The organism is Robertkochia marina, assembly GCF_004799345.1.
Lineage (GTDB): Bacteria > Bacteroidota > Bacteroidia > Flavobacteriales > Flavobacteriaceae > Robertkochia > Robertkochia marina.
In genome coordinates this window covers 117,710-143,625 of the sequence record NZ_SSMC01000003.1, presented here as the reverse complement: position 1 = coordinate 143,625, position 25,916 = coordinate 117,710, and the positions used below count along the sequence as shown (strand labels likewise).

At 43.4% G+C, this 25,916-nt stretch carries 25 protein-coding genes; 18 read left to right on the top strand and 7 right to left on the bottom strand.

The window, feature by feature from the left end; genetic code table 11:
* Positions 1 to 161 precede the first annotated feature (161 nt).
* Complete coding sequence (locus E7Z59_RS11240) at positions 162 to 1,754, bottom strand: SulP family inorganic anion transporter (RefSeq protein WP_136336453.1); 1,593 nt, start codon at positions 1,752 to 1,754, stop codon at positions 162 to 164.
* Positions 1,755 to 1,950: 196 nt separating this feature from the next.
* Here E7Z59_RS11240 and E7Z59_RS11235 point away from each other — a divergent pair, with 196 nt between their 5' ends.
* Positions 1,951 to 3,678: a M14 family metallopeptidase gene (locus E7Z59_RS11235; protein WP_242015644.1), complete on the top strand. Its 1,728-nt coding sequence runs from the start codon at positions 1,951 to 1,953 to the stop codon at positions 3,676 to 3,678.
* Here E7Z59_RS11235 and E7Z59_RS11230 read toward each other — a convergent pair.
* Positions 3,668 to 4,270 (bottom strand): NUDIX hydrolase, encoded by a 603-nt coding sequence (locus E7Z59_RS11230; protein ID WP_136336451.1) that lies wholly within the window; start codon positions 4,268 to 4,270, stop codon positions 3,668 to 3,670. The two genes, E7Z59_RS11235 and E7Z59_RS11230, sit on opposite strands and share 11 nt — an antisense overlap.
* Before the next feature lie 7 nt (positions 4,271 to 4,277).
* Between E7Z59_RS11230 and pyrE the strand changes: the two genes are divergently transcribed.
* The 3 genes from pyrE (at position 4,278) to E7Z59_RS11215 (ending at position 5,972) form a co-directional block, all read left to right on the top strand.
* Positions 4,278 to 4,916, top strand: a complete 639-nt coding sequence (gene pyrE / locus E7Z59_RS11225) for an orotate phosphoribosyltransferase (RefSeq protein ID WP_136336450.1) — start codon at positions 4,278 to 4,280, stop codon at positions 4,914 to 4,916.
* A gap of 9 nt (positions 4,917 to 4,925) precedes the next feature.
* Complete coding sequence (locus E7Z59_RS11220; protein WP_136336449.1) at positions 4,926 to 5,318, top strand: SRPBCC family protein; 393 nt, start codon at positions 4,926 to 4,928, stop codon at positions 5,316 to 5,318.
* Positions 5,319 to 5,489: 171 nt separating this feature from the next.
* Entirely contained in the window at positions 5,490 to 5,972 is a 483-nt protein-coding gene (locus E7Z59_RS11215) for a glutathione peroxidase (RefSeq protein ID WP_136336448.1), read from the top strand.
* A 120-nt stretch (positions 5,973 to 6,092) separates the two neighbouring features.
* Here the strand turns inward: E7Z59_RS11215 and E7Z59_RS11210 are convergent, their stop codons facing one another.
* Positions 6,093 to 6,824 carry a biotin--[acetyl-CoA-carboxylase] ligase gene (locus tag E7Z59_RS11210; protein ID WP_136336447.1) on the bottom strand — a complete coding sequence of 244 codons (732 nt, stop codon included), beginning with the start codon at positions 6,822 to 6,824 and terminating at the stop codon, positions 6,093 to 6,095.
* Between the two features lie 91 nt (positions 6,825 to 6,915).
* Between E7Z59_RS11210 and rsfS the strand changes: the two genes are divergently transcribed.
* The 6 genes from rsfS to E7Z59_RS11180 all read left to right on the top strand — a co-directional run bounded on the left by rsfS (position 6,916) and on the right by E7Z59_RS11180 (position 11,774).
* A complete protein-coding gene (gene rsfS, locus E7Z59_RS11205) occupies positions 6,916 to 7,284 on the top strand; it encodes a ribosome silencing factor (RefSeq protein ID WP_136336446.1) in 369 nt (122 codons plus the stop codon).
* 26 nt (positions 7,285 to 7,310) lie between these two features.
* A complete protein-coding gene (gene ftsH, locus E7Z59_RS11200) occupies positions 7,311 to 9,308 on the top strand; it encodes an ATP-dependent zinc metalloprotease FtsH (RefSeq protein ID WP_136336445.1) in 1,998 nt (665 codons plus the stop codon).
* 111 nt (positions 9,309 to 9,419) lie between these two features.
* Positions 9,420 to 10,028: an LUD domain-containing protein gene (locus E7Z59_RS11195; protein ID WP_136336444.1), complete on the top strand. Its 609-nt coding sequence runs from the start codon at positions 9,420 to 9,422 to the stop codon at positions 10,026 to 10,028.
* Position 10,029: 1 nt separating this feature from the next.
* Positions 10,030 to 10,845, top strand: coding sequence for a phosphatidate cytidylyltransferase (locus tag E7Z59_RS11190; protein WP_136336443.1), 816 nt, complete (start codon positions 10,030 to 10,032; stop codon positions 10,843 to 10,845).
* Positions 10,835 to 11,485: a phosphatidylserine decarboxylase family protein gene (locus E7Z59_RS11185; protein ID WP_136336442.1), complete on the top strand. Its 651-nt coding sequence runs from the start codon at positions 10,835 to 10,837 to the stop codon at positions 11,483 to 11,485. The genes E7Z59_RS11190 and E7Z59_RS11185 overlap by 11 nt, the downstream gene beginning before the upstream one ends.
* Before the next feature lie 4 nt (positions 11,486 to 11,489).
* A complete protein-coding gene (locus E7Z59_RS11180) occupies positions 11,490 to 11,774 on the top strand; it encodes an acyl-CoA-binding protein (RefSeq protein ID WP_136336441.1) in 285 nt (94 codons plus the stop codon).
* A 49-nt stretch (positions 11,775 to 11,823) separates the two neighbouring features.
* On the opposite strand, the gene E7Z59_RS11175 is transcribed toward E7Z59_RS11180, so the two are convergent.
* Positions 11,824 to 14,457, bottom strand: coding sequence for a valine--tRNA ligase (locus E7Z59_RS11175; RefSeq protein ID WP_136336440.1), 2,634 nt, complete (start codon positions 14,455 to 14,457; stop codon positions 11,824 to 11,826).
* A gap of 128 nt (positions 14,458 to 14,585) precedes the next feature.
* Here E7Z59_RS11175 and E7Z59_RS11170 point away from each other — a divergent pair, with 128 nt between their 5' ends.
* Together E7Z59_RS11170 and E7Z59_RS11165 are read left to right on the top strand one after the other, a co-directional pair.
* On the top strand, positions 14,586 to 14,972 hold the full coding sequence (locus E7Z59_RS11170; RefSeq protein WP_136336439.1) for a DUF1573 domain-containing protein: 387 nt from the start codon (positions 14,586 to 14,588) through the stop codon (positions 14,970 to 14,972).
* Between the two features lie 505 nt (positions 14,973 to 15,477).
* Positions 15,478 to 16,035, top strand: a complete 558-nt coding sequence (locus E7Z59_RS11165; RefSeq protein ID WP_136336438.1) for an REP-associated tyrosine transposase — start codon at positions 15,478 to 15,480, stop codon at positions 16,033 to 16,035.
* Between the two features lie 480 nt (positions 16,036 to 16,515).
* Here the strand turns inward: E7Z59_RS11165 and E7Z59_RS11160 are convergent, their stop codons facing one another.
* The 3 genes from E7Z59_RS11160 to E7Z59_RS11150 all read right to left on the bottom strand — a co-directional run bounded on the left by E7Z59_RS11160 (position 16,516) and on the right by E7Z59_RS11150 (position 20,961).
* Positions 16,516 to 17,709, bottom strand: a complete 1,194-nt coding sequence (locus tag E7Z59_RS11160; protein ID WP_136336437.1) for a M14 family metallopeptidase — start codon at positions 17,707 to 17,709, stop codon at positions 16,516 to 16,518.
* A complete protein-coding gene (locus E7Z59_RS11155) occupies positions 17,699 to 19,543 on the bottom strand; it encodes a CBS domain-containing protein (RefSeq protein WP_136336436.1) in 1,845 nt (614 codons plus the stop codon). The genes E7Z59_RS11160 and E7Z59_RS11155 overlap by 11 nt, the downstream gene beginning before the upstream one ends.
* Positions 19,544 to 19,623: 80 nt before the next feature.
* Positions 19,624 to 20,961 carry an aspartyl protease family protein gene (locus tag E7Z59_RS11150; RefSeq protein ID WP_242015643.1) on the bottom strand — a complete coding sequence of 446 codons (1,338 nt, stop codon included), beginning with the start codon at positions 20,959 to 20,961 and terminating at the stop codon, positions 19,624 to 19,626.
* Positions 20,962 to 21,120: 159 nt separating this feature from the next.
* Between E7Z59_RS11150 and E7Z59_RS11145 the strand changes: the two genes are divergently transcribed.
* The 6 genes from E7Z59_RS11145 (at position 21,121) to E7Z59_RS11120 (ending at position 25,880) form a co-directional block, all read left to right on the top strand.
* Complete coding sequence (locus E7Z59_RS11145) at positions 21,121 to 22,314, top strand: pyridoxal phosphate-dependent aminotransferase (RefSeq protein WP_136336434.1); 1,194 nt, start codon at positions 21,121 to 21,123, stop codon at positions 22,312 to 22,314.
* Positions 22,304 to 23,323 (top strand): UDP-N-acetylmuramate dehydrogenase, encoded by a 1,020-nt coding sequence (gene murB, locus E7Z59_RS11140; protein WP_136336433.1) that lies wholly within the window; start codon positions 22,304 to 22,306, stop codon positions 23,321 to 23,323. The genes E7Z59_RS11145 and murB overlap by 11 nt, the downstream gene beginning before the upstream one ends.
* Before the next feature lie 129 nt (positions 23,324 to 23,452).
* A complete protein-coding gene (locus E7Z59_RS11135; RefSeq protein WP_136336432.1) occupies positions 23,453 to 24,019 on the top strand; it encodes an RNA polymerase sigma factor in 567 nt (188 codons plus the stop codon).
* 5 nt (positions 24,020 to 24,024) lie between these two features.
* Positions 24,025 to 24,828 (top strand): anti-sigma factor, encoded by an 804-nt coding sequence (locus tag E7Z59_RS11130; RefSeq protein ID WP_136336431.1) that lies wholly within the window; start codon positions 24,025 to 24,027, stop codon positions 24,826 to 24,828.
* 167 nt (positions 24,829 to 24,995) lie between these two features.
* The gene (locus E7Z59_RS11125) at positions 24,996 to 25,202 is read left to right on the top strand and encodes a membrane or secreted protein (protein ID WP_136336430.1); all 207 of its coding nucleotides are present in this window, start codon (positions 24,996 to 24,998) and stop codon (positions 25,200 to 25,202) included.
* Between the two features lie 111 nt (positions 25,203 to 25,313).
* Positions 25,314 to 25,880 carry an RNA polymerase sigma factor gene (locus E7Z59_RS11120; protein WP_136336429.1) on the top strand — a complete coding sequence of 189 codons (567 nt, stop codon included), beginning with the start codon at positions 25,314 to 25,316 and terminating at the stop codon, positions 25,878 to 25,880.
* Positions 25,881 to 25,916 lie beyond the last annotated feature (36 nt).

The following is a 25,916-nucleotide window of genomic DNA, read 5'->3' as shown; positions in this document are numbered from 1 at the left end:
GTGAATGGTGAATGGTGAATGGTGAATGGTGAATGGTGAATTTCGGGATTTGAGATTTCTCACCATGTCAGATCCGACTCGCGGATCATTATTACAAATCAAACTTAACTTTAAGACATCATGATAAAAAAACGGCTGCCCTCAGGCAGCCGTTTTTTTTATTATTTCATCACATCAGCCATCACATGATAGCGAGGGTCATCAACATCTTCTTCGATCACCTGGGCTAATTTAGGTGAGGCCTTGATCATCAGGCGCTGACACTCTTCACTCAGGTGTTTTATTCGTACCTTTTTCCCGGCAGCTTCGTATTTCTCCACCAGGTTAAAAAGCGCCTCAAGGGCAGAATGATCTGCCACCTTTGATTCTATAAAATCGATCTCTACATTTTCCGGATCGTTCTTAACATCAAACTTACTGTTAAAGGCCTGGATACTTCCAAAGAAGAGGATACCCCAGATCTGATATACCTTAGTGCCATCTTCCCTGACAAACTTCCTGGCTCGGATTCTTTTAGCATTCTCCCAGGCAAAAACCAGGGCAGAAATGATCACTCCAGCGATCACGGCAATTGCGAGATCGAAAAATACAGTAAGCGAAGATACTGCGATCAATACGATAGCATCGCTTTTTGGGATCTTATTAAGGATCCTGAAACTACTCCAGGCAAAGGTTCCTATAACTACCATGAACATAACTCCAACCAGGGCGGCAATGGGCACCTGCTCGATGAGTCCGCTGGCAAAAAGGATAAAGAATAAAAGAGTTACCGCTGCAACGATCCCGGAAAGGCGCGTACGTCCCCCTCCTTTGATGTTAATGATCGATTGTCCGATCATGGCACAACCTCCCATACCTCCAAAAAATCCGGTAATAATGTTAGCACCTCCCTGGGCCATACACTCCCTGTTCGAGTTACCTCTTGTTTCTGTTAATTCATCTACCAGGTTGAGGGTCATAAGTGATTCTATCAAACCTATGGCAGCCAGAATAACTGCATAAGGCCCAATAAACCGCAATGTTTCCATATTCATGGGCACCTTATCGAAAATATCGGCCTGGAAAGTAGGCAACCCTCCTTTAAGACCTTCCCCTCCACCATCACGGATAAAAGAGCCCACAGTTGCCACATCGAGGCCGCCAAGGATCACAATGGCAGAAACAACGACAATAGCCAATAAGGCTTCAGGAAGTTTTTTGTTCAGTTTAGGAAGTCCCCACATGATGAACATGGTGAGCCCAACAAAACCAAGCATCAGCCACAGGTCTGCTCCCGTCATCCACACGCGTTCTCCATCAACCACGTGTTTGAACATACCTAATTGAGAAAGGAAGATCACAATGGCAAGTCCGTTTACAAACCCCATCATCACCGGGTGTGGTATCAGTCTGACAAATTTACCCAGCTTAAAAACACCGGCCAGCATCTGAATAATACCCATCAGGATCACCGTAGCAAAAAGATAATACAGCCCAAGGTTTTCGCCCTCAGCCCCCATGGCATTTCCCTGGGCCACCAGGGTTACCATAACTACCGCCAGGGCTCCTGTAGCTCCCGAGATCATACCCGGACGCCCTCCAAATATAGAGGTGATCAGACCGATCATAAATGCCGCATATAAACCTACAAGCGGAGGCACGCCTGCCACAAAAGCAAATGCCACGGCTTCCGGAATAAGTGCCAGGGCAACCGTTAATCCGCTAAATATATCGTCTTTGGCGTTTGCCGCCCTTTTCCTGATGAACTCTGTCATGAACCTGTAATTTTTGAAGGTGCAAAACTACTTCAATTTTTTGGATGTACAAGGAATACAACCCGGATACAGCTTCCTGTTAATCAGACACCTACAAAATACCGGAACAACATTCCTTGTTTTGAGCTTGCTGTTACGCCCTTCGTTGTGCACAAATTATCTATTTTTGAGACCCTAACTAAAGTTTATAGCTATTTTGAGATCAGCCATTATTTTCCTTCTGCTCTTTTCAGTTGTTTTTACACAGGCACAGAAGCAAGACACTTCGTTTACGACCCTTTTTGAATCGTCTAAAGGAACTGAAACTCCGGAATACCGGCAGGTAATCGACTATTACCATAAATTAGCCGGAGCCTTCGAGGAGATCTCTATTACAGAGGAAGGAAACACCGACAGCGGTAATCCGCTGCATCTGGTTACCTACACCCCCAGCACACTCAGGGTTGAAGCCCCCCTGGTACTTCTTATAAATAACGGTATTCATCCCGGAGAACCTGATGGTATTGATGCCACCATGATGCTGTTCAGAGACCTGGCAACGGGAAAGATCAACGCCCCAAAGAATACGATCGTAGCGGCGATTCCTGTGTACAATATCGGGGGAGCCCTGAACAGAAACAGCACCAGCCGAACCAACCAAAACGGGCCTGAAGCCTACGGTTTCAGAGGAAATGCAAGAAACTTTGATCTCAACCGGGATTTTATAAAATCAGACACCAGAAATGCCAAGACCTTCGCTCAGATCTTTCAAAAACTGAACCCTGACGTATTTATTGACAACCATGTAAGTAATGGCGCCGACTATCAATACACCCTGACCCACCTGTTTACCCAGCATAACAAATTAGGTGGTGTTGCAGGAAATTATTTACATGAGGTATTACGTCCTGAATTGGAAAAGGAACTGGAAAATGAGCATTGGGATATTACGCCCTACGTGAACGTATTCAACAATGTACCGGAAAAAGGGTTTTCTCAATTTTTTGATTCGCCCAGGTACTCCACAGGATACACCACCCTATGGAACACCCTTGGCATGATGGTAGAAACCCATATGCTTAAGCCTTATAAACCCAGGGTTGAAGGCACCTATGCACTTATGTCGGCCATGCTTGCCATTATCGATGAGCGACATGAAGAAATTAAAGCGGTTCGAACAAAACGCCTGGAAGAACTTTACAATGCAGAAACCTACCCCCTTACATGGGAGAATGACACTACCCAACACCGTATCCTGAACTTCAAAGGGTACGAAGGTAAAATGATCAAAAGCGAGGTAACGGGGCTGCAACGCCTCAAATATGATCGAAATCAACCCTTTGTAAAACCGGTGGAATACCGTGATGTATTTAAGCCTGTCAAAGAGGTTCGCATTCCGGAGGCCTACCTCCTGCCCGTTGGATGGCATAATGTAACGGAGCGCCTTCAGGCAAACGGGATCCAAATGGAGCGGTTGAACCGAGACACTACCCTGATGGTTGAAACGTATATCATAGACAATTACGACACCAGGCGCTCGGCCTATGAAGGTCACTACCTGCACACAAATACTTCTGTCAAGGTAAACACCCTGACCAAAAACATATCCGCAGGAAGTTATTATCTGATCCCGGTAAAACAACCCGGCATTCGCTACCTGCTGGAGACCCTCGAACCGGAAGCTGCAGATTCCTTTTTTAACTGGAATTTCTTTGATACCATCTTGCAACAGAAAGAAGGATTTTCTCCCTATGTCTGGGAAGATAAGGCAAGGGAACTCCTGGAAACTGATCCCGATCTCGCTAAGACTTTCAGGGAGAAGAAGGCAAAGGAGCCTGAATTTGCAAATAGCTGGTATGCCCAGTTAGACTGGCTGCATAAAAATTCTGAGAACTATGAAAAGGCACACCTTAGATACCCCGTATTGCGAATAGTTAAACCGTAGTCATTTCTTCTTTAAAGAATCCCTGAATATTGGCGTAAGAATTCTCTAAAGCCTTTGGAATCTCTTTGTCACTAAGCCATGTGGCCACCTCTATACCTTCATTGCATTGAGGCTTAAGCTTGCCTGTATACTTGGTACGCATTTGATACCAATGTGTTTCTTTTAGCTTATAAACCCCGTTGCGCTTGAAAATATGATAGGTCTTATGGAGAAAGTGATCGATCTTAAGTTTTTTCACCCCGGTCTCTTCCTCTACCTCTCTTATGGCAGCATCAGGAATGGTTTCACCCTTATCTACCTTTCCCTTCGGAAGGTCCCATTTCTTGTTTCGAAATATGAACAAGGTATCGCCATCTGCGTTGACAGCTCTGCCGCCAGCAGCCACCACAAGGGGAACTTTTTTAATGAAATTCTTTAATAAGGCCTCCGGATCAGGATGATAGATCCTGGCCTCCTTGATCTTACCTTTTTCAAGTTGCTCCACCACCTCCTCAATATCAAAAGTATCCATAAGAAACAGCTTAAAATCGGTTTCCTTCGTCAGCTCAGAGGTCAAAAAAATGCGGCGCGCATTTACAAAAACTTCATACATTTGCATCATGATTTTAAACAAAGATACCGCCAGGAAAACAGCAGAACTTTTGTTGCAAATAAAGGCAATAAAGTTGAATCCAAAAAATCCTTTCACCTGGGCATCAGGCTGGAAATCTCCAATTTACTGTGACAACCGTATCGTTTTATCCTATCCTCCAATAAGAAACTACTTACGCGAGGCAATGGGAAAACAGATCGAAGAGCTTTACGGCAAGCCTGATGTAATTGCAGGGGTAGCCACCGGGGCTATCGGGATCGGCATGTTGGTAGCTGAATACCTGAACCTGCCCTTTGTATATGTGCGACCTGAACCTAAAAAACACGGTAGAGGCAATCAGATTGAAGGGGCGCTGGACAAAGGGGCTAAAGTTGTGGTGGTTGAAGACCTGATCAGTACCGGTAAAAGCAGTCTCAATGCGGTAACTGCCCTTGAGAATGCGGGCGCAAATGTAAAAGGGATGATCGCTATTTTCAGCTACGGATTTGAAATCTCGGAGACCAATTTTAAAGATCGCAATCTGCAGCTTCACACGCTAAGCAATTACGAACACTTGCTGGAGCAGGCTGTAGATACCCAATATATTAGTGAGAAAGAATTAAGTACCTTACAAGACTGGAGGAAAGCTCCTGACACTTGGAAATAAACTGAAAAAATGACCATAGATACTCCAAAAACCCAGGTAAACCTTACTGCTGAAGAATTGTATAATTTTTTAGCAGATGTGAAGAATTTTGAAAAATTAATGCCTGAGAATACCAGTAAGTTTGAAATACTCGGCGATGAAAAATTCTTGTTCGCCTTGTCCGGCATGCCGGAGATCGTACTTGTGATCAAGGAAAAACAACCTAACGACAAGATCGTTCTGGGAGCTGCATCAGACAAACTTCCCTTCACCCTGACCGCCGACATTTCTGAAACAGGAGAAAACAGCAGTGAAGCCTCCCTTACTTTTCACGGAGAATTCAACGCTATGATGGGCATGATGATCAAAGGACCCATTACCACCTTTATCAATACCCTTACTGCCAACATGGCCAAGCTGTAAAGAGTTTTGAGTTTGAGGGACGAGTTTCAGGGACAAAGTTTAGAATTTGGGTATTTACTATCAACCTCCATCGCCCCTTTGCGACTTCACCTCTTCGTCTCTGCCGTCAGGCAAAACGGCATAACCGCGTAACCGCATAACCGCATAACCGCATAACCGCATAACCAAGCTATGACCTTCTACGATTTCGAAGCCAAAACGATCAGCGGAGAGCCCCTCAATATGGAACAATTCAAGGGTAAGACCGTTATCGTAGTGAACACGGCCAGTAAATGCGGCTTTACCCCTCAATATGCCGGGCTGGAAAAGCTTTATCAGAAGTACAAGGATGAAGGCCTGGTGGTGCTTGGATTCCCCTGTAATCAATTCGGCAAACAGGAATCCGGCTCATCTGAAGAGATCAAAGAATTCTGTGAGCTGAATTACGGAGTAAGCTTCCCAATGTTTGACAAGGTGAGAGTAAACGGGGTAAATGCCCACCCACTTTTCAAATACCTGAAATCTCACCTATCCGGAGGGTTATTCGGAAGCCGGATCAAATGGAATTTCACCAAGTTCATCATCGATAAAAAGGGAAAACCCATAAAACGATTTTCTCCGACCACCAAACCTGAAAAAATGGAAGCCTACATTCAACGCGTAATGAATAGGTAAGTTTTAGTTTGAGGAACGAGTTTCAGTTTTGAGGAAAGGGTTTCATTTTCAAAGACGAGTTTAAAGTTTGGAATTTGCTTTTCACCCCTTCGCTCCTTAGCTCCTTAGCTCCTTAGCTCTTTAATAAAGCAATGTCAACTCCTTCAACTCGAACGACTGCATTACTTCATCTTCCAGCAGTACCCTGAGCTTACCGTCCTGGTCAACCCCTTTAATAAACCCCATAATGAGTTTGCCGTCGCGGTCTTTAAAGGTTGAAGGCTTATCCTTTCTAAAGAGACGTGATTCATATAGTGCCCTCAACTTATCAAATTCTTTCCCGGCCACCCAGGGTACGTAGAACCGAAATCGATCTATGATCTTGTAGAGCACCTCTTCTCTCACATAATGCACCCCGGTGATCTTTTTCAGGGAAGAAGCATTGATAAGACCCGGAAATTCCAACTGGTTGAGATTGAGTCCCACCCCGATTATGGCAGCCGACATGCGGCCTTCCCGCAGTATATTTTCTATCAAAATACCTCCAACCTTCTTGTTTGCTGACAAAATGTCGTTAGGCCATTTGATCTTTACATTGGGGATATTAAAACTCTCCAGGACATCAAAAACCGCAAGAGAGATCACCATACTGATATAAAATTGCTGTTCGGGCTCGAGGTGATTGATCTGCTTATACAAGCTAAACGTTAGGTTCCTGGAGGGTTCTGAGATCCATTTGGTACCCATCTGCCCCCTGCCGCCGGTTTGTTCGCGAGTCATTACCACCGTATAATCCTTGGGAGCAGTTTGCGTGACCAACTGTTTTAAATAGGTGTTGGTCGAATCAATGGCATCAAGTTTGATTAAATTCATGACGAGTACTACATTTAATCTGTAATCTTATGTTAACGGAGGTAGTCCTAAAAACAAAAAAATAATAACTTTGTGAAAATAACTTTTTTTAATGGCAAAAACGAGCAGTAGTGCAGATCAGTTGATCACATATATCTTAAAAGGGATTGAGGAAGTAAAAGGGAAGGATGTTAATATTTTAGATTTAAGAGAATTAGACAACACGGTTTGCGATTACTTCGTCATCTGCAATGGAACTTCCAACACACAGGTAAATGCCATTGTAAATTCTATCCAAAAAACAGTCAGCCGAGAAATTAAAGACAAACCATGGCATGTAGAAGGCACTGACAACGCCGAGTGGGTGCTTATTGATTATGTGAACGTTGTTGTTCATGTATTTCAGAAAAGCATTCGCGAATACTATGATATCGAAGGGCTTTGGGGCGATGCCAAGATGACGGCTGTTCCCATGAGCTAAAAACCTATTAACCTTAGAATTTTTAAATGGCAAAAGAGACTAATAACAATACAAATCCGAAAAAACCAAGATTCAGTTCTTATTGGATCTATGGCATCATTTTGCTTTTCATTATTGGAATGCAGTTATTTTCCGGCGGCAGTGGCTGGTCTACACCTCCGGAGATCACTCCTTCCAGAATGGAGCAGTTTTTAGAGGATGGCGATGTTGAGAAGATACTTATCATTAACAATACAAAAAGCGCTAAAATTTTCCTTACGGAAGAAGCCCTGAAAAAAGATGTTCACAAGAACGCCCAAGGGCAAACCTTTTTACCAAGCGCTTCACAGGTACCTCAGTATTTAGTGAAATTCGGAGATGCTCAAAATTTTGAGAATGGCATTTCCGAGACCATCGACGAGAATAACCTCAGCGATGTAGAGGTGAAATTTGATATCGAATCAAATCTTTTCACCGATCTGCTTATCACGCTCCTGCCCTTTGTGCTGATCATCGGTATCTGGATTTTCCTGATGAGACGTATGTCAGGAGGAGCTGCCGGAGGTGCTGGTGGACAGATCTTTAATATCGGAAAATCAAAAGCAAAGCTCTTTGATGAGAAAACAGACATGAAGGTAACATTTAAGGATGTTGCCGGGCTGGAAGGCGCTAAAGAAGAGGTACAGGAGATCGTTGACTTTCTTAAAAACCCTGAAAAATACACCTCTCTGGGTGGTAAAATTCCAAAAGGAGCCCTCCTTGTAGGACCTCCGGGTACCGGTAAAACCCTATTGGCCAAAGCCGTTGCAGGTGAGGCTAAGGTACCTTTCTTCTCCTTATCAGGATCTGACTTTGTAGAGATGTTTGTAGGGGTGGGAGCCTCCAGGGTACGTGACCTCTTCAAGCAGGCCAAGGACAAGTCACCTGCCATAATTTTCATTGACGAGATCGATGCTATCGGTCGCGCAAGAGGCAAAAATAATTTCACGGGAAGTAATGACGAGCGGGAAAACACCCTGAACCAGTTACTAACCGAAATGGACGGCTTTGGCACAAACACCAATGTGATTGTTCTTGCCGCCACCAACAGGGCTGATATTCTTGACAAAGCCTTGATGCGTGCCGGACGTTTTGACCGGCAGATTTATGTGGACCTCCCTGACGTAAGAGAGCGTAAAGAGATCTTTGAGGTTCATCTTCGCCCTATAAAAAATTCAGAATCACTCGATATGGAATTCCTGGCTAAACAAACACCGGGATTCTCTGGAGCTGATATCGCTAATGTATGTAACGAGGCCGCATTGATCGCTGCCAGAAAGGGTAAAAAGGCTGTTGACAAACAGGATTTCCTGGATGCTGTTGACCGTATTGTGGGAGGACTTGAAAAGAAAAACAAGATTATTACTCCTGAAGAAAAGAAAACCATTGCCTTTCATGAAGCGGGTCACGCTACGGTTAGCTGGCTGCTGGAGCATGCTGCACCCCTGGTAAAGGTTACTATTGTTCCCAGAGGCCAAAGTCTTGGTGCCGCCTGGTATTTACCGGAAGAGCGCCTTATTGTACGTCCGGAGCAGATGGCAGATGAAATGTGTGCCACCATGGGAGGTAGAGCCGCAGAGAAAGTGATCTTTGACAAGATCTCTACCGGTGCCCTGAGCGACCTGGAGAAGGTAACCAAACAGGCACGAGCCATGGTTACCATTTACGGTCTTAATGATGAGATCGGGAACCTCACCTATTATGATTCAAGCGGACAGACCGATTATAATTTCTCTAAACCATATAGTGAAGAAACGGCTAAGGTGATCGACAAGGAGATCTCGCGAATTATTGAAGAACAATACCAACGCGCGATCAAACTTCTTGAAGATAATAAAGATAAACTCACCACCCTGGCAGAACGCCTGCTGGAAAAAGAGGTGATCTTTAAAGATGATCTGGAAAGGATCTTCGGAAAACGTCCTTTTGAGAAAAAAAGCGGAATGACTGAGATCAAAGAGAGTGATTCTGCAACAAAGGAAGAAGAACTCCAGGAGAAAGAATAAAATTGAAAAGAGCGTAAATACAAAATTTACGCTCTTTTTACACGTTATCGTTATAGAATTTTTAATTTTATAGCTAACAACACTAAAAATAGTATTCCCCTAATTATTTAAATGAACTTTCTTAAGCGACTTTTTGGATCTAAGGACAATAAGAATAAAAAACCGTCTGTCGCCGACGAACGGGGCCAATTCATGCCTGAAGTTCCATTACCCACCGATGAGAAATTCACTATAAACTTCAAGAAGAACGGCGGTAAATTCCTGTACTGCGAATCCATGGAAGAGGTTCTGGAGTGCTTTCAGAAAATCCTTGCGGAAAACTCCTGGAGCACCAAAGAGGTATGTTGTCTCGACGCTTCACTGATCAATCACTTCAAAACCTTTCAACTGGAAGGGAGAAAAAATTGTTTTGGAACCAATCTTTTGCTTACCCGCTGCGAAAATTTAGTTGCCGACAACGGGTCACTAATGTTCAGTTCAAACCAGATCAAAGAAAGTAAATTACACGACCTTCCTGACAACTTTATTGTCTTTGCCACTACCAGTCAGTTGATTGACAATTTAGGAGAGGGATTACACGGAATAAAATCTAAAAACAAAGCCCAGATTCCGACCAATATTACTACCATAAAGCATTTCAACCGGCAGGAAGAAAAAGATTTTCTCTCATACGGGAGTACTTCAAAAAACTTATATTTGCTCTTATTGGAAGATTTATAAGATGCGAGAACTCCTCAAACGCGCGATTACCGGCGTGTTGTACATCCTGCTCCTTCTGGCTGCAGTTTTTTTAAGTAATAATGCCTTTGATTTTCTCTTCATGATCTTCGGCATTATCTGTCTTTACGAATTTAAAAAGATCATCAGGCTTCAGGGCTATTACATTTTTATAGCATTTCTTATTCTCTGGTGGTTTCACATCTATGTTCTCGGAGGGTTGGAGCAAAAGTTATTGGTAAGTTGCATTCTTTTAACAGCCACCCTGGCTACCGATCTGGTCATGATCAAAAAATTATACTCCACCACCCCTGCCAGGTATAATCAGGCACAAAAATTTCTTATCTCCCTGTTCTACATTGGAGGCGGATGTATTTTCCTGGCTTTGTTACCTTACAGCAATGGTGGGTTTGCCAAGGCCATTATCATTGGTATCTTCATCCTTATTTGGGTAAACGACTCCTTCGCCTACCTGGTGGGGAGAACCTTTGGCAAACACAAACTCTTTGAGCGAGTATCGCCAAAGAAAACCATAGAAGGCTTTCTCGGCGGCTTCGTATTTGCATTAATTGCCTCCTATTTTTTATTCCTATACAGTAATGAATTAACTTTGTTTAAATGGTTAATTCTGGCCATAGTGGTGGTCATTTCAGGAACCCTTGGCGACCTTGTTGAATCAAAATTCAAAAGAATGGCACGGGTTAAAGACAGTGGAGCCATTTTACCGGGGCACGGCGGTCTGCTAGACCGTTTAGACAGTCTTGTATTTGCAGCACCCTTCGCCTATTTAACCCTACAAATTTTCAACTATGTTTCATAAAGAAGGATATAAGATCATACTTACCACTTTATTCGTGGTCATTGCCGGAATACTCCTGGCACAGTTCTATATTGACACCCCATGGATCCAAAAGACCGTGCAGGCTGCGTTTCTGATATTGCTGATCATGATCCTGCAATTCTTCAGAAATCCGAGGCGTATTGCCTCCCTCAACGACGAACAGGTACTTGCCCCTGTTGACGGAAAAGTAGTGGTGATCGAGGAAGTGTTTGAAAAAGAATATTTCAAAGACCAGCGCATTCAGGTCTCTATATTCATGTCACCTGTAAATGTTCACGTTACACGGTATGCCCTGGGAGGAGAGGTCAAATTCAGTAAATACCATCCGGGAAAATACCTGGTAGCATGGCATCCTAAGGCCTCTGAAGAAAATGAACGTACCACTATCGTTGTGGAGAATCAAAGTTTTGGCGCAGTATTATATCGTCAAATTGCCGGGGCCCTGGCCAAACGTATTGTAAATTACGCCAAAGAAGGCATGCAGGTAATTCAGGGAGAAGATGCGGGATTCATCAAATTCGGATCACGTGTAGACCTCTTTTTGCCACTGGATGCGAAGATCCATGTAAATCTTCACGATAAAGTGAAGGGCGGCATAGATGTGATTGCAAGTAAATAGCAAAATGAGTAGTAAGAAGCTTGACCGGGAATTTGAAAAGGCCGTGGAATTCATGAACAGTTACCATGATCCGCTACCGGCCGACCTCCTGCTACGCCTATATGCATATTACAAAAAAGCCACTCGAAGTGAAGCACCTCCGGGCAGCCGGAGGGCGATTATAAATGCCTTTAAAACGAATGCACTATTCCAGGCAGGACAGATCAGCGAAAAGCAAGCCAAAAAGAAATATACTAAACTGGTAAGTACGTATTTTAATGAAGACTTCAAGGCTGAGAACGACGCATAAAAAAACCCGCTAAACAGCGGGTTTTCTTTTACTTTATAGTTTACGCTACTTACTGAAGCGAAGCCAGACTTTCCCGAATCGTCTCGATCTTAGCTTTGGCATCAGCCTCCTTTTTCCGCTCCATAGCCACCACCTGTTCAGGCGCATTATTTACAAATCGCTCGTTGGATAGCTTTTTCTGAACACTTTTAAGGAAGCCTTCAGTATACTTCAATTCTTCCTGAAGCTTCTCTACCTCCTCTTCAACATTGACTGCTCCGGAAACCGGAATAAAGTATTCGTTAGACTTCACCCTGAAAGAAAGCGCCCCCTCAGGCTTCTCCTCTACATAGCTCAGTCCTTCTACGTTACCTAATTTGGCGATCACCGTATCAAGTTCTTTGCCCGCCTTCTCATTATTAAGCACTTTCAGCTCAATACTGTTTTTGAACGGAATGTTTTTCTCCTTTCTGATCGTTCGTATTCCGGAAATGACCTCAGCGGCAAGATCAAATTCAGCGATCAGCTGCTCATTTACATCTCCGGTGATCGGCCATTTTGAAATGATCATGGCCTCTTCGGGAGTACGCACCTTCATCAGTTGCCAGATCTCTTCAGTAAGGAAAGGCATAAACGGATGAAGTATCTTCAGATTATTCTCAAATAAAGTTACAACCTCATCAAAGGTTTTCTTATCAATAGGTTGCTGATAAGCCGGCTTTACCATCTCAAGCAGCCAGGAACAGAAATCATCCCAAATGAGCTTATAAGTAGCCATAAGGGCATCAGAGATCCTGTATTTATCAAACTGGTCTTCTATGGTTTTCAGCGTGGTGTTAAACCTGCTCTTATACCAGTCTATTGCAATAGCTGCACTTTCCGGCTGAGCAATAGCTGCATCCACCTGCCAGCTTTTAACCAACCTGAAGGCATTCCAAATCTTATTGGCAAACCCTTTCCCCTGCTGGCACAATGCCTCATCAAATAACAGGTCATTTCCTGCTGCAGAACTCAACAAGAGACCAACCCGAACTCCATCGGCCCCGTATTCCTTGATCAGTCCAAGAGCATCGGGAGAGTTCCCGAGCGATTTAGACATCTTTCTTCGCTGCTTATCGCGAACAAGACCGGTAAGGTAGATATTGCTAAATGGTTTTTCTCCTCTGAACTCATATCCAGCAATGATCATTCGGGCCACCCAGAAAAACAGAATGTCGGGACCTGTAACAAGATCATTGGTAGGATAATAATATTTCACCTCCTCATTTTCCGGTTCCAGAATACCTCCAAAAACACTGATAGGCCAAAGCCAGGAAGAGAACCAGGTATCAAGAGAATCTTCTTCCTGTCTGAGATCAGAAAGCCGAAGCCCTTCATTACCGGTTACTTTGCGTGCTTTCTCCAGTGCCTTGTCGGCATTTTCAGCAACCACAAAGTCTTCTTTGCCTTCACCGTAATACCAGGCCGGGATCTGATGTCCCCACCAAAGCTGTCGCGATATATTCCAGTCACGGATATTCTCCATCCAATGACGGTAGGTGTTTTCAAATTTTTTAGGGAAAAGCTTGATATCTTCATCTTCTAAAACCGCCTTGATAGCAGGTTTTACCAACTCCTCCATTTTCAGAAACCACTGGTCTGATAGACGTGGCTCAATAACAGCTTTGGTACGCTCAGAAGTACCCACCTTATTCAGGTGATTCTCCGTTTTAACCAGGAACCCCTTTTCTTCAAGCTCTCTGGAAATTGCCTTTCTGACCACAAAACGATCCATCCCTTCATAATGCAGCCCGTTACTGTTCAGCGTGGCATCATCGTTAAAAATATCTATCACTTCCAGCTGGTGCTTATCACCCAGCATTTTATCGTTCTCATCATGCGCAGGGGTCACCTTCAGGCAACCTGTTCCGAACTCAACATCCACATACTCGTCTTCAATGATCGGAATTACCCGGTTGGCTAAGGGAACAATAGCCTTTTTGCCTTTCAGGTGAGCATAACGCTCATCGTTGGGATTAATACAAATAGCAGTATCTCCGAGAATGGTTTCCGGGCGCGTAGTGGCTATGGTTACCTTCTCGTCACTCCCCTCCACCTGATATTCGAGGTAGTAAAGCGATCCCTGACGCTCTTCATAGATCACCTCCTCATCAGATAGGGTTGTTTTTGCCTCAGGATCCCAGTTTACCATTCGGTGCCCGCGGTATATAAGTCCCTTTTCATAAAGATCTGCAAATACCTTAATCACCGAAGCCGACATATCCTCATCCATGGTGAATTTCGTACGATCCCAGTCGCAGGAGCATCCTAATTTTTTAAGCTGTTCCAGGATCACACCCCCATATTCTTCTGTCCATTCCCAGGCATGCTCAAGAAATTGCTCTCTTGTCAGGTCTTTCTTTTCAATACCCTGTTCTTTTAACTTCGCCACTACTTTGGCTTCGGTAGCGATAGAGGCATGGTCGGTACCCGGAACCCAGCAGGCATTGAATCCTTTTAAACGGGCCCGTCGTATCAAAACGTCCTGAATGGTATTGTTCAGCATATGCCCCATATGCAGCACCCCGGTTACATTTGGGGGTGGTATCACAATGGTATAGGGGTCTCTTCCATCAGGAACTGAACGAAAATAATTATGTTTCATCCAGTAGTCATACCATTTACCTTCAACGGTAGTGGACTCGTATTTAGAAGGAATATTCATCTTAGGAAACTCTTTTTGGCATTAAAGTTGCAAAAGTAGCCATAAGCACAGGATTTTAAAAGAAAACATTAAATTTTGAAGACTGTTTAAAATCGTTTACATTTACTTTTCACTTAAATCTTTTACTGATGAAAAAATTACTAATGCTTTTAATTGTCGGACTCACGTATTTCAGTGTGTCTGCCCAAGAAAAAGTAGCCAAGATTGAATTCAAGAGCGATGTCATCGATTATGGTGAGATCGCACGTAACAGCGACGGAATCCGTGTTTTTGAATTCACAAATACGGGTAATGCACCTTTGATCATTTCCAAAGTAACTTCTTCCTGCGGATGTACCATCCCTAAGAAACCGGAAGAACCGATTATGCCCGGAGAGAGCGGACAGATCGAGGTGAAGTATGACACAGACAGAGTAGGACATATCAGAAAAACCATCATGGTAACTTCGAATGCCGATACTCCTAAAGTACCACTAAAAATCAAAGGAAAGGTTTTACCTGATCCGGGTAAATAAACTTTCAATAACCTACAAAAAAACGCCCGGAGATCCCGGGCGTTTTTTTTTGCTTCTTTTAGAATTCTTCAACTGCCTCTGAACAGTCGATCTGGCCAGAAATAATACATACCAGAGCTGCCGTCGACGCCCTCGTCGGTTGCTATTACCAATAAAATCCTTCTCGAAGATTCAACCGCCATTTTTAGGTAAGACCTGTTTCCAAAAACCACGGACGAAGACGTCCGCGGTAGCACATTCGAAATAACGCGAACCACTTACTTAACACTGTTTTTACATTCAGACCCTTACTTCATTATTTTGAGGAAGACTAGATGGAAGCCTCTATAAACGCTGCCACCGACGCCCTCGTCGGCGGCGATTACCAATAAAATCCTTCTCGAAGGTTCAACCGCCATTTTTAGGTAAGACCCATTTCCAAAAACCACGGACGAAGACGTACGCGGTAGCGCATTTGTGCAAACAACCGAACATTAAAATATAGAATATTTACTATATTTAGTGCATGAGTCGAAACTATAAATTTCATAATCCTGCAGCTCTTTATTTTATCTCCTTTGCTACCGTCAATTGGATCGAACTATTTTCTCGAATGATATACTTTTACCTCATAATTGATTGCTTAAGCTACTGTAGAAAACATAAAGCCATGGAACTTTATGCCTATTGTATTATGCCAAATCATATTCACTTACTATTTCGTTCAGCCTTGGACCAGCCATCAGATTTAATCCGGGATTTTAAAGGATTCACCTCTAAACAACTTATCAAAGAGATTAAGTCAAACCCTCAGGAGAGCCGAAGGGAATGGCTTTTACGAGAATTTGAACTTAAAGTTAATACTAAAAGAAAGGATAGAAAATATCAATTATGGCAACCACATAATTACCCTATCGAAATATGGAGCACTGGTGCCTTAAGACAGAAAATCAATTACATACACGATAACCCGGTTCAAGCCGGCTTAGTCATGAGACCATGGGAATACAAATACAGTAGTGCCAGGAATTTTGCAGAGTTGGATGCGGTGATGGAGATAGATGATATTGGGTTTCTGGGATGACCTGAGTCATGCTCTTATTCTTTTCAGCAACCAATTAACCCATATTTCAAAAGCTGTCGCCGACGTCCCGGGCTGCTGCTAGCAGACTGGTCAATAGCCCCAAGAAATAATACATACCAGAGCTGCCGCCGACGTCCTCGTCGGTGGCTATTACCAATAAAATCCTTCTCGAAGATTCAACCGCCATTTTTAGGTAAGACCTGTTTCCAAAAACCACGGACGAAGACGTCCGCGGTAGCACATTCGAAATAACGCGAACTACTTACTTAACACTGTTTTTACATTCAGACCCTTACTTCATTATTTTGAGGAAGACTAGATGGAAGCCTTTATAAACGCTGCCGCCGACGTCCTCGTCAGTGGCGATTACCAATAAAATCCTTCTCGAAGGTTCAACCGCCATTTTTAGGTAATACCCATTTCCAAAAACCACGGACGAAGACGTACGCGGTAGCACATAGGCATAACATTCTGTAATTATTAAAGCTTTGGATACTTAAAAGGGTAACGTTCTTTTTGTGAGGCTCGTTCACGATTATAGATCAGCAAGTGATATTGATCTTCTTCGATCTCACGGTACCCGAGTAAGTGAAATAAGGGTTTTGCCAAAAAACGTACGGTTTTCAAATTTACCCGCAATCCGTTCTTTTCAGGATCTATCCAGGAAATACCGGGCAATAAAGCCAGTAAGGCATCCAGCCTTAACAACCGCAGCCCTGCAGAAACACCCAATATCCAGGAAGGAATTCTGCGAACAAAGAAAAAGCCGTCTTCTCCCTGTTTCTGGTACAAGGGCATAAAAATGGTGGTCTCTTCTTCAGCTTTTAACTCTTTTCCGTTATAATATGCTAAAAGCGCACCTTCCCCTACTTTTTGAAAATTCTCGTATCCCCGGCACATCTTAAAGTCATCACCGGGTCCCAGGGCAAACCTGTAAATTACCTCATAAAAACTGTGATCCTTCCCGGAATTACGCTCCAATCGCTCCCGATGTGTTTTGATCAAGTCCTGATTCGGTTTCATCACTCCCGCAACACACAAGGCCATATAAAGAAAACTCTCGGCATTCCTTACGGAGCATTCATCGTGATGTTCCCCTGCTTCAAAACCAAGACTCACAAAGCCTTGTTGATTGATATAACTCAACAGGGCTCCCTGAAGGTATTCTTCTATACCCAAAACAACGGGTACCGGAAAAACTGAAGTGAAACGACGATTGATCAAAGAGTCGTCTATAGTAATAAAGGGAATGGAAGCCGCAGAGGTGGTATGTACATCGATAAAATACAGCGGACCGGTAATGGTACTGCTTATATCATTGATGATCCTGAGAAGTTCTTTCCGGTCTTTATTTTCAGAGATCTTATTTTCAGATAAAAAACCGTCTTCAAGGCTTTTGCGTTTCCACAGGCGGTTAAGATCTTCATCAATAAATCGCTGCCCCCTTGCCAAGGCAGGGATATTACCACTCAATACATACAACGATCCTGAAAGTTTTTCTTCCTCCAACAACGGTAACAACAGGTGAAAGGCCTCTAACCCGGCCTTTTCATTTCCGTGGATACCGCAAAAAACCACTAAGCAGGGAGCTTCGGGATTGGCATTATGCTCAAAAAGCACCCTATTTACATGGCTTGCAGGTTTTTTCACGATCAGTTTGGTTTCAGACATCATTCTTCGTAATTATTCCCACGAGATAGTTCTCATGGACCACGGGCAAACTCCCGATCTTCATTTTAGACAACAATTCCCGGGCTTCCAACACACTTTGATCCGGGGTAATGGTAACCACATTGGGGTTCATTACCTCTTCTACACAGACACCCTTCAGTGATTCCCGGTGTCGGTCAAGATCTGTAGAGGTCAGGATTCCTTTTAAGATCCCTTGATTGTCAATAACGGGCATATGATGAATCTTTCTCCACTCCATGAGCTGATCAATAAAGCCGGCATTATCATCGATCCTGGCTGTGACCACGTTGCGATTCATAAATTGCTTGACACATTTTTGAGATTCAAGCTTAATATCTACATCCTCTCTGAGGATCTTCCATGCGGAAACGGGGACCCCTCTTCGCTGATAGGTGTATATAGCCGCAGTTATGGCCCTGCAGGCATCCGTTTTTTTCATTTGGGTACGCAGATTCCGGAAACTCTTACGTATCCACCTGCTGGCATCCTGGTGGTCTATGCGGTTCTCGATCACCTTTAGATAATGGTTTGCATCGTCGGCACTGACCCCGCTATCCAAAAGACCTCGCCAGGCGATCGGCAGGAGTACTTCCTTTAACAAACGATCTGCTGACACCAGTTTGTCTCCCCAATAAAATCGGGATGACATCCCGTACCGGGCCGCTAAGAGAAAGTTATTCTTGACATCCTTAAAATCAAACTTCAAATGAAGATCGTCATAGGTTGCCGGCCGCCCCCTCATTAACCCGACCCAAAACGCCATATTAGCCACCTGGTCTAGAACGGTAGGGCCTGAAGGAATATAACGATTCTCTATTCTCAGGTGAGGTTTTCCGTCTGTCACCCCATAGCAGGCCCTGTTCCACCGATAGATGGTTCCATTATGCAATCCCAATGCCTTTAGTTTTGGGATCTGCCCTTCCAGAAGCATGTCATCACTGTAAAGTTCAAAATCTGAAGTGAGCAAACTTCTGAAACGAAGCACTTCCTGCCGAAACAGGTCGGCTGCATTACCAAGAGCCCAACTGTCTCCAAAACTTACCCTTGCTTCTCTCTCGTTAAGAAGAAAAGAACTTGCACGTGTATCAATACTCTGGGTAAAAAGAGCGATCCTGGTCTCATCCCATAACTCTTTCCCTAAAAGCAATGGAGAGTTTGTACATATACTCAGTACGGGGCCCGCTATCATTTGAGCCCAGTTATAACTATTCACAAAATCTTTGGCACCTACCTGCAAATGCGCCTGAAAACTCGTATTACACCCTTCAAATAGCACAGAATCGTGTTTCAGAGTTACCTCATCAATACCTTTCATATGCAGATCAAACTCCCTCCCTCGCAATTCTCTCATCAGATTGTTCAGGGCGTAATATCGTTCAACAGGAGCCATAAATTCTTCCCGCAAATGCTGTTGCTCTATGGTTGGCAAAATTCCGGTAAGTACGATCTTCACATCCTGCTCCCGGCCCAGCTCTTCCAGGTAATGCAGGTCTGTACGCAATTGTTTAAACAAGGTTTTAAAACAATCTCCTCCCAGTAATAAAGGATCGAGGTTGATCTCGAGATTATATCGTGTGATTTCGGTGGTAAATCGTTCATTATTCGCGGCCTGCAAAAGTTCCATAGCCTTGGGAGCCGGATACCAGTTGCGATCAACCAGGCATAATTCCTGCTCAGCTCCGATACGAATATTATCTTCTTCTATGAGCCCCTGAAGGCACATCTGCTCCAAGGCCCTGATATCGGCCAATAGATGTTCATTGTAGCGCTTACGCTCCTCAATGGAATCAATTTTCCTAACGATCTTAACCCCCATAATACGATTATATTGCTGGAAATTAAGTCATTTATCACGGTAATTTCATGATAATTATCACCCCTGAAAAAGTGAAAGAATTAAAGTACCTGCCGTAGTTTAAAAGAGAATTTTAACTGGGTACCATTCCGGTCAACGACCAGTCGAAGTGTTTTTCCGGGTTTCTGGTTCAACATTTCCTTAACCTCCTGAATATTGTAATTATGAGCTTCCTTCCCGTTAACACTCACCACAATATCACCCTTTTGCAACCCGACCTCCATAGCCGGGCTGTCTTTTCTGATCTCTGCGATCTCCAGTGCGGGTTTCAACGCAATGGACAAGAGCCTGCTGGAGCTGAAAGTAATTCCCCCGGAAGGATCCTCTGAATTTTCTTTAAATACCGTACCAATAGCTGTAGCTGTTGACTCTGTAACCACCCGTAATCCGTTTTGCTCAAGTTCAATACCACTCATGTTATAGTGAAACGGCTCTTTAAAATTACCGTTCTTCGAAAGGGTGATCCGTTCATACGGATAATCGATGATCAGGTTAAATCGCTTAAGTATTTCAGACCCAAGGCTGCCGTTCCTACCGCCCTTAAAGGTAATATGGCGCACCGAAACTGAATCTGGAAAGGCTACCTTGGCATCTTCCATTTCAAAATTCCCGATGGTAAAACTTTTCAATTTTGACCTTTTTCCGTAAACATCTCCGTTAAGCCCTCTGCCCATATAGTCGTCAAAATGTCTCTCAGGCACCTCGATCCCTCTGCTTTCGTCTTCAAAAAGCCAAATAGCATCGGTACTGCCACTGTCAACCAACAGGTAAACAGGCTTTGAATCCCGCTCTCCGAAAGCCACGTTGGCATTCATAAAGGGTTTGTTGCCAATAATGTCCAAACGGTACGTTTCACACCTGTTGCAATTCTTGTACTTGTAAGACTCAGGTTCATGAAATTTTAGCCGCTTCCTGTTGTATTTTACTTCAACAATAAAATTCTTCAATAGATCATACCCTATGATCCCATGCACCGGAATACCCAGTCTGGGAGAAAAATTAATATTACTGTCAGTTAACAGGTAGAGTTCCTGGTTGGTATTGATAAGGTTTTTTAAACGAAACGTATTGCCGCTTGACTGAATAGCCTCTACAGGGGTGCCATCTCCAAGCCCCTTAAGTTCGATCTTGCGGTTATTAAAAAGCTGCAGGTCTTCACGACCCGAGGTATTAAACAAAATAGGCTTATTGACCCCGGTATCAAGAATAAAGGAGAGCTCAACTCCATTCACCTCGATAGGCACTATAATCAGATTATTGATAAATTTAAAATGAATGGTCTCTGAGTCCTCTCCGGCTTTTAGGAAGTACCCGTTCTGGGCATTGGCGAATAGGACAAATAAGAAGAAAAGACACCCTATGAAAGTACCATATTTCAAAATTAGGAATGATTAGATTGATGAACTACCCTGAATTTAAGGAAATTAACACAAACAACCATCTGATTTAACACTCTTTAACTGGCTTATTTTTCATTCGCCGGAGTGGACTATTTTAAAATTTATTTCGCAATTTTGCTGGCATTAAACAGAGAGGATATGCCAAAGATTTCATCTAAAGGGCAGGCAATGCCCGAATCGCCCATAAGAAAACTGGTTCCCTATGCCGAAGCCGCAAAAAAAAGAGGAACCCATGTATACCATCTAAACATTGGACAACCCGACATTAAAACTCCGGAGGTAGCCCTTGAAGCTATCAAAAATAACGACATCGAAATTTTGTCATACAGCCACAGTGAGGGCTCTGAATCTTACAGGACTAAACTGGCCGGTTATTATGCTACCCGGGGAATACATGTAGACCCATCAGAAATAATTATTACCACAGGAGGTTCTGAGGCCCTCTTGTTTACCATGGGGAGTATTTGTGACAGTGGCGATGAGGTGATCATTCCCGAGCCTTTTTATGCCAATTACAATGGTTTTGCCACCGCATCAGGCGTTCAGGTAGTTCCGGTGATCTCTAAGATCGAGAATAACTTTGCGCTGCCTCCTATTGAAGAATTCGAGAAACTGATTACTCCCAAAACCAAGGCCATCCTGATCTGTAATCCCGGGAATCCTACAGGGTACCTGTACTCAGAAGAAGAAATTGCCAAGTTAGCCGAGATCGTAAAAAAACACGACCTGTTCTTAATTGCCGATGAAGTATACAGAGAATTTACCTATGACGGAAAGTCTCATACTTCCATCCTTGAGCGCAATGATCTGAATGACCATGCCATCGTAGTAGATTCTGTTTCGAAAAGATACAGCATGTGCGGCGCACGTATTGGCTGCATGATCTCCCGAAATAAGGAGGTAATGTCTACTGCCATGAAGTTTGCTCAAGCCCGGTTATCTCCTCCAACCTTTGCGCAGTTAGCCAGTGAAGCGGCCTTAGATACTCCTCAGGAATACTTTGACGAGGTGATTGCAGAGTATGTAGAACGTCGCGATCTGCTGATCAAGGAACTGTCAACCATAGAAGGTGTTAAAGCGGCTAAGCCACAGGGCGCATTTTATTGTATCGCTGAATTACCTGTTGCAGATGCCGAACATTTTGCGCAATGGCTTTTAGAATCTTTCAACATTGATGGAGAAACTGTGATGGTAGCGCCGGCTGCAGGCTTCTATTCCACCCCGGGAATGGGCATGAACCAGGTTCGTATAGCCTATGTGCTTAAAAAAGAGAACCTGCTGAAAGCTGTGAACATCCTCAAGGAAGCCCTGAAGGTTTACAATGGAGCTTAGTATTCAGACCAACATATCGTTAAAGCCCTACAATACTTTCGGACTTGATGTAAAGGCCGCTCACTTTTGCTCAGTTACCACCGAGGATGAGTTGAGAGCAGCCTTGCTTTCTGATCATCCCCGGAAATTCATTCTGGGAGGAGGCAGCAATATGCTGCTCACCAAAGACCTTGATGCCCTGGTTATTCATATCGGGCTTAGGGGTATAGAGATCTTGGAGAACAACAAGGAAAATGCCCTTGTCAGGGTAGCCGCAGGAGAAAATTGGCACGATTTCGTATTATGGGCCATCGGCCATGATCTTGGAGGGGTGGAAAATCTCTCCCTCATCCCGGGAAATACCGGTACCGCACCGGTACAGAATATTGGAGCCTACGGGGTTGAATTGAAAGACGTTTTTCACAGTTGCGACGTCATGCACCGGGAAACCGGCAAAAAAGAAACGTTTAGCCTTGAGCAATGTAAATTTGGCTATCGGGATTCTGTATTCAAAACCACCCTTAAAGATCAATACGTGATCACTTCAGTGGTACTGAAACTTTCCAGACCGGGCTACCATAAACTAAACACCGGCTACGGGGCCATTAAAGGTGAGCTGCAGGCCCGAAATATTCAGAGCCCGGGGATCGCAGATATTTCCAGGGCAGTCATTGCCATCAGACAAAGTAAACTTCCAGATCCTGCAAAATTAGGTAACAGCGGCAGCTTTTTTAAAAATCCGGTTGTCGGGGAAATGTTATTTAAAGAACTGCAGGAGAGCTATCCCGAAATACCCCATTATCCCGCAGGGCAAGGCCAGGTTAAAATTCCGGCCGGGTGGCTCATAGAGCAAAGCGGCTTAAAAGGTTTTCGCAAGAAGGATGCAGGAATTCATAAAAATCAGGCCCTGGTTCTGGTAAACCACGGCAAGGCCACGGGCAAGGAACTTCTGGAATTGGCAGAAATGGTGCAGGAAAAAGTGTTCAATAAATTCGGAATTTCTATCAGGCCAGAGGTAAATATTTTTTAAACCGCATACTTTCCTGTTAAACTTACGTTATTAGAATTAATTGGTAACTTTGCTGATATTCAAAAGTGTATATTACTGCTTAGTAAGTATTGAATAAACAGAACCCACTTATACCTAAACACGTTCCTGATGAGCAAATTGCTTGAAAAAAATATCATAAGCCTCCTTAGAGAGAAAGATGAGAAAGGGATGGAACTGCTCTTCGAACACTATGGAGACACCTTATTTGGGGTAGCGAACAAGATCACTAAGGATGAAGACCTGGCCAAAGATGTGGTTCAGTTAAGCCTTATGAAGATCTGGGATAAGATCGACACCTACAACGATAAAAAATCAAAGCTTTTCACCTGGATTTTTCGCATTACACGGAATACAGCCATCGATAAATTAAGAAGCGTCAATTTAAAAAGCGATCAGGAGATCCAAATCGAAGTTTCTGACGTATATAATTTAGGCGCTGAAACGGTAAAGCCCGAACATCTGGATATCCGAAAGCATTTAGCATCGCTGGATGAGAAATACCAGGTAGTAATGGAGGCGTTATTTTTTCAGGGCATGACCCAACAAGAGGCTAGTGAAGCATTAGATATGCCTCTTGGTACCATCAAGTCGCGGTTGAAGATAGGACTGAGAGAGCTCAGAAAGATCTACGACATTGCTATGGTTGTGATTATTTTTAGTTTGATGATGAATTAATTACCATGAAAGACGCTGTTAAATTATTTTTGGAGGGAGATCTACTGGAAAGATACCTTACAGGTGAGACAGATGTTGAAGAGAACCTACAGTCTGAATACTTTATCGAAACCTACCCCGAGGTTAGAGAAGAATATGAAAAACTTCAGCTGAACCTGGAGCAATATGCTCGTTCTTTTGCCCAGCCTTTACCGGAAAACGTAAAGCAAGCTGTAAGAGACAGCATTAAAACTCCTGTTATCGCTCTGAACACCGAAGAAACCAATTCTTCCCGCAAGCCAATGCGGTGGTATATCGCCGCAGCAGTAGCAAGTACTGTTTTATTGGGAAGCACTTCCGTTTCGCTTTGGAATCAAAACAAAATGTTGTCTACCCAGAAAAATGCAGTGGTAGATCAACTGGAAGGTTTGAAATCAAATATTGTAGAAACCAACTCCAAGCTTGAGTTACTGAAAAGTAAAAACGCAGTACTCAGTGATCCGGATACCCGTCAATATGTTTTCAAAGGAAACGAGCGCGCAAAGAACCTGCGCTCTGTAGCTTATATCAACCCGAAGGAAGGTATGAGTGCCATTAATATTGTTTCCTTACCTGATCTTCCTGAAGATAAAGAATTCCAAATGTGGGCAGAGGTAGACGGTAAAATGGTAAGTCTCGGAGTGCTGGAGAAGGCAGATCTAAAACTGATGTCACTTCCTCACTCAGACAAAGCATCAGGTTATAAGATCACCATACAAAATAAAGGCAATAAGGATTTCGCCGCCATTGACAGCGAGGTTGCCAGAATCGAATTCAATAAAGAAGAATAAATTATATATTTTGCATTCTGTACTAAAGGCAGCATCTCCCAAAGGAAATGTCTGCCTTTTGTCTTTTTAACATCTCTTTAAATCAGGGCCCGACCCCGGAGATATTGAAAGGAGTTCCTGCTGGAATATCCTTGATTTTTTTGTAAATTTGCGCCAAATTTCAGTGTATGAAACTCGTATTGATCACAGTTGTTTTATTAGGCCTGGCCTTTGCCGGTATTGCCATAAAAATATGGGCTAAAAAGGACGGTAAATTTGCAGGTACCTGTGCCAGCCAATCACCCTTTCTAAATAAGGAAGGTGAAGCGTGCAGCTTTTGCGGTAAAATGCCTGATGAGCAGGATTGTCGCAAGGCAGACCCTCAACACAACTGATCCATTCTCCCGAATTACATTTTGAGATCTCTGTATTTGGCACAATCATAGGAATGACTCTGCCCCTGACTCTCCTACTTTTGCTATATTTAAACTTTAAAGAACATTGTATTGGAGTTCAAAGCAGAACAGATCAAAGAACACATAAGAAATGCCAAAGAAGGTGACCAGAAATCCTTCAGCTTCCTGTTAAACACCTTCTGGAATAATGTTTACAGTTTTCAACTGCTTCGAACCAAAGACGAAAACGAAGCAGAAGATATTACCATAAGGACCTTCACCAAAGCCTTTGATAAGATCGAGTCGTACAATGAGTCGTATGAATTCAAGACCTGGCTTATTACCATTTCCAAGAACATTCACATTGACCTGCTGCGAAAGCAAAAGAGCCGTGCCTTACACAAGGCCCGAAAGGAAGAGGAAAATGAGATCTATGAACTGGCAGATGACAGCCCTACTGCAGAGGACAAACTCATCAAAGAGCAAAACCTCGCTTCCTTACTGGCTGATATAAAAAAATTAAAACCCCACTACCAAAAGGTCATAAACCTAAGGTATTTTCACGAACTGTCTTACGAAGAGATCTCGAAAGAACTCAATGAACCCCTGAATAGTATTAAGGTAAAACTTCTAAGGGCCCGAAAACTTCTCGCCGAAGTAATTTCTCAGAAAAAATAGCCTGTACGATTATCTGTACAAATTCTTAAAAAATCT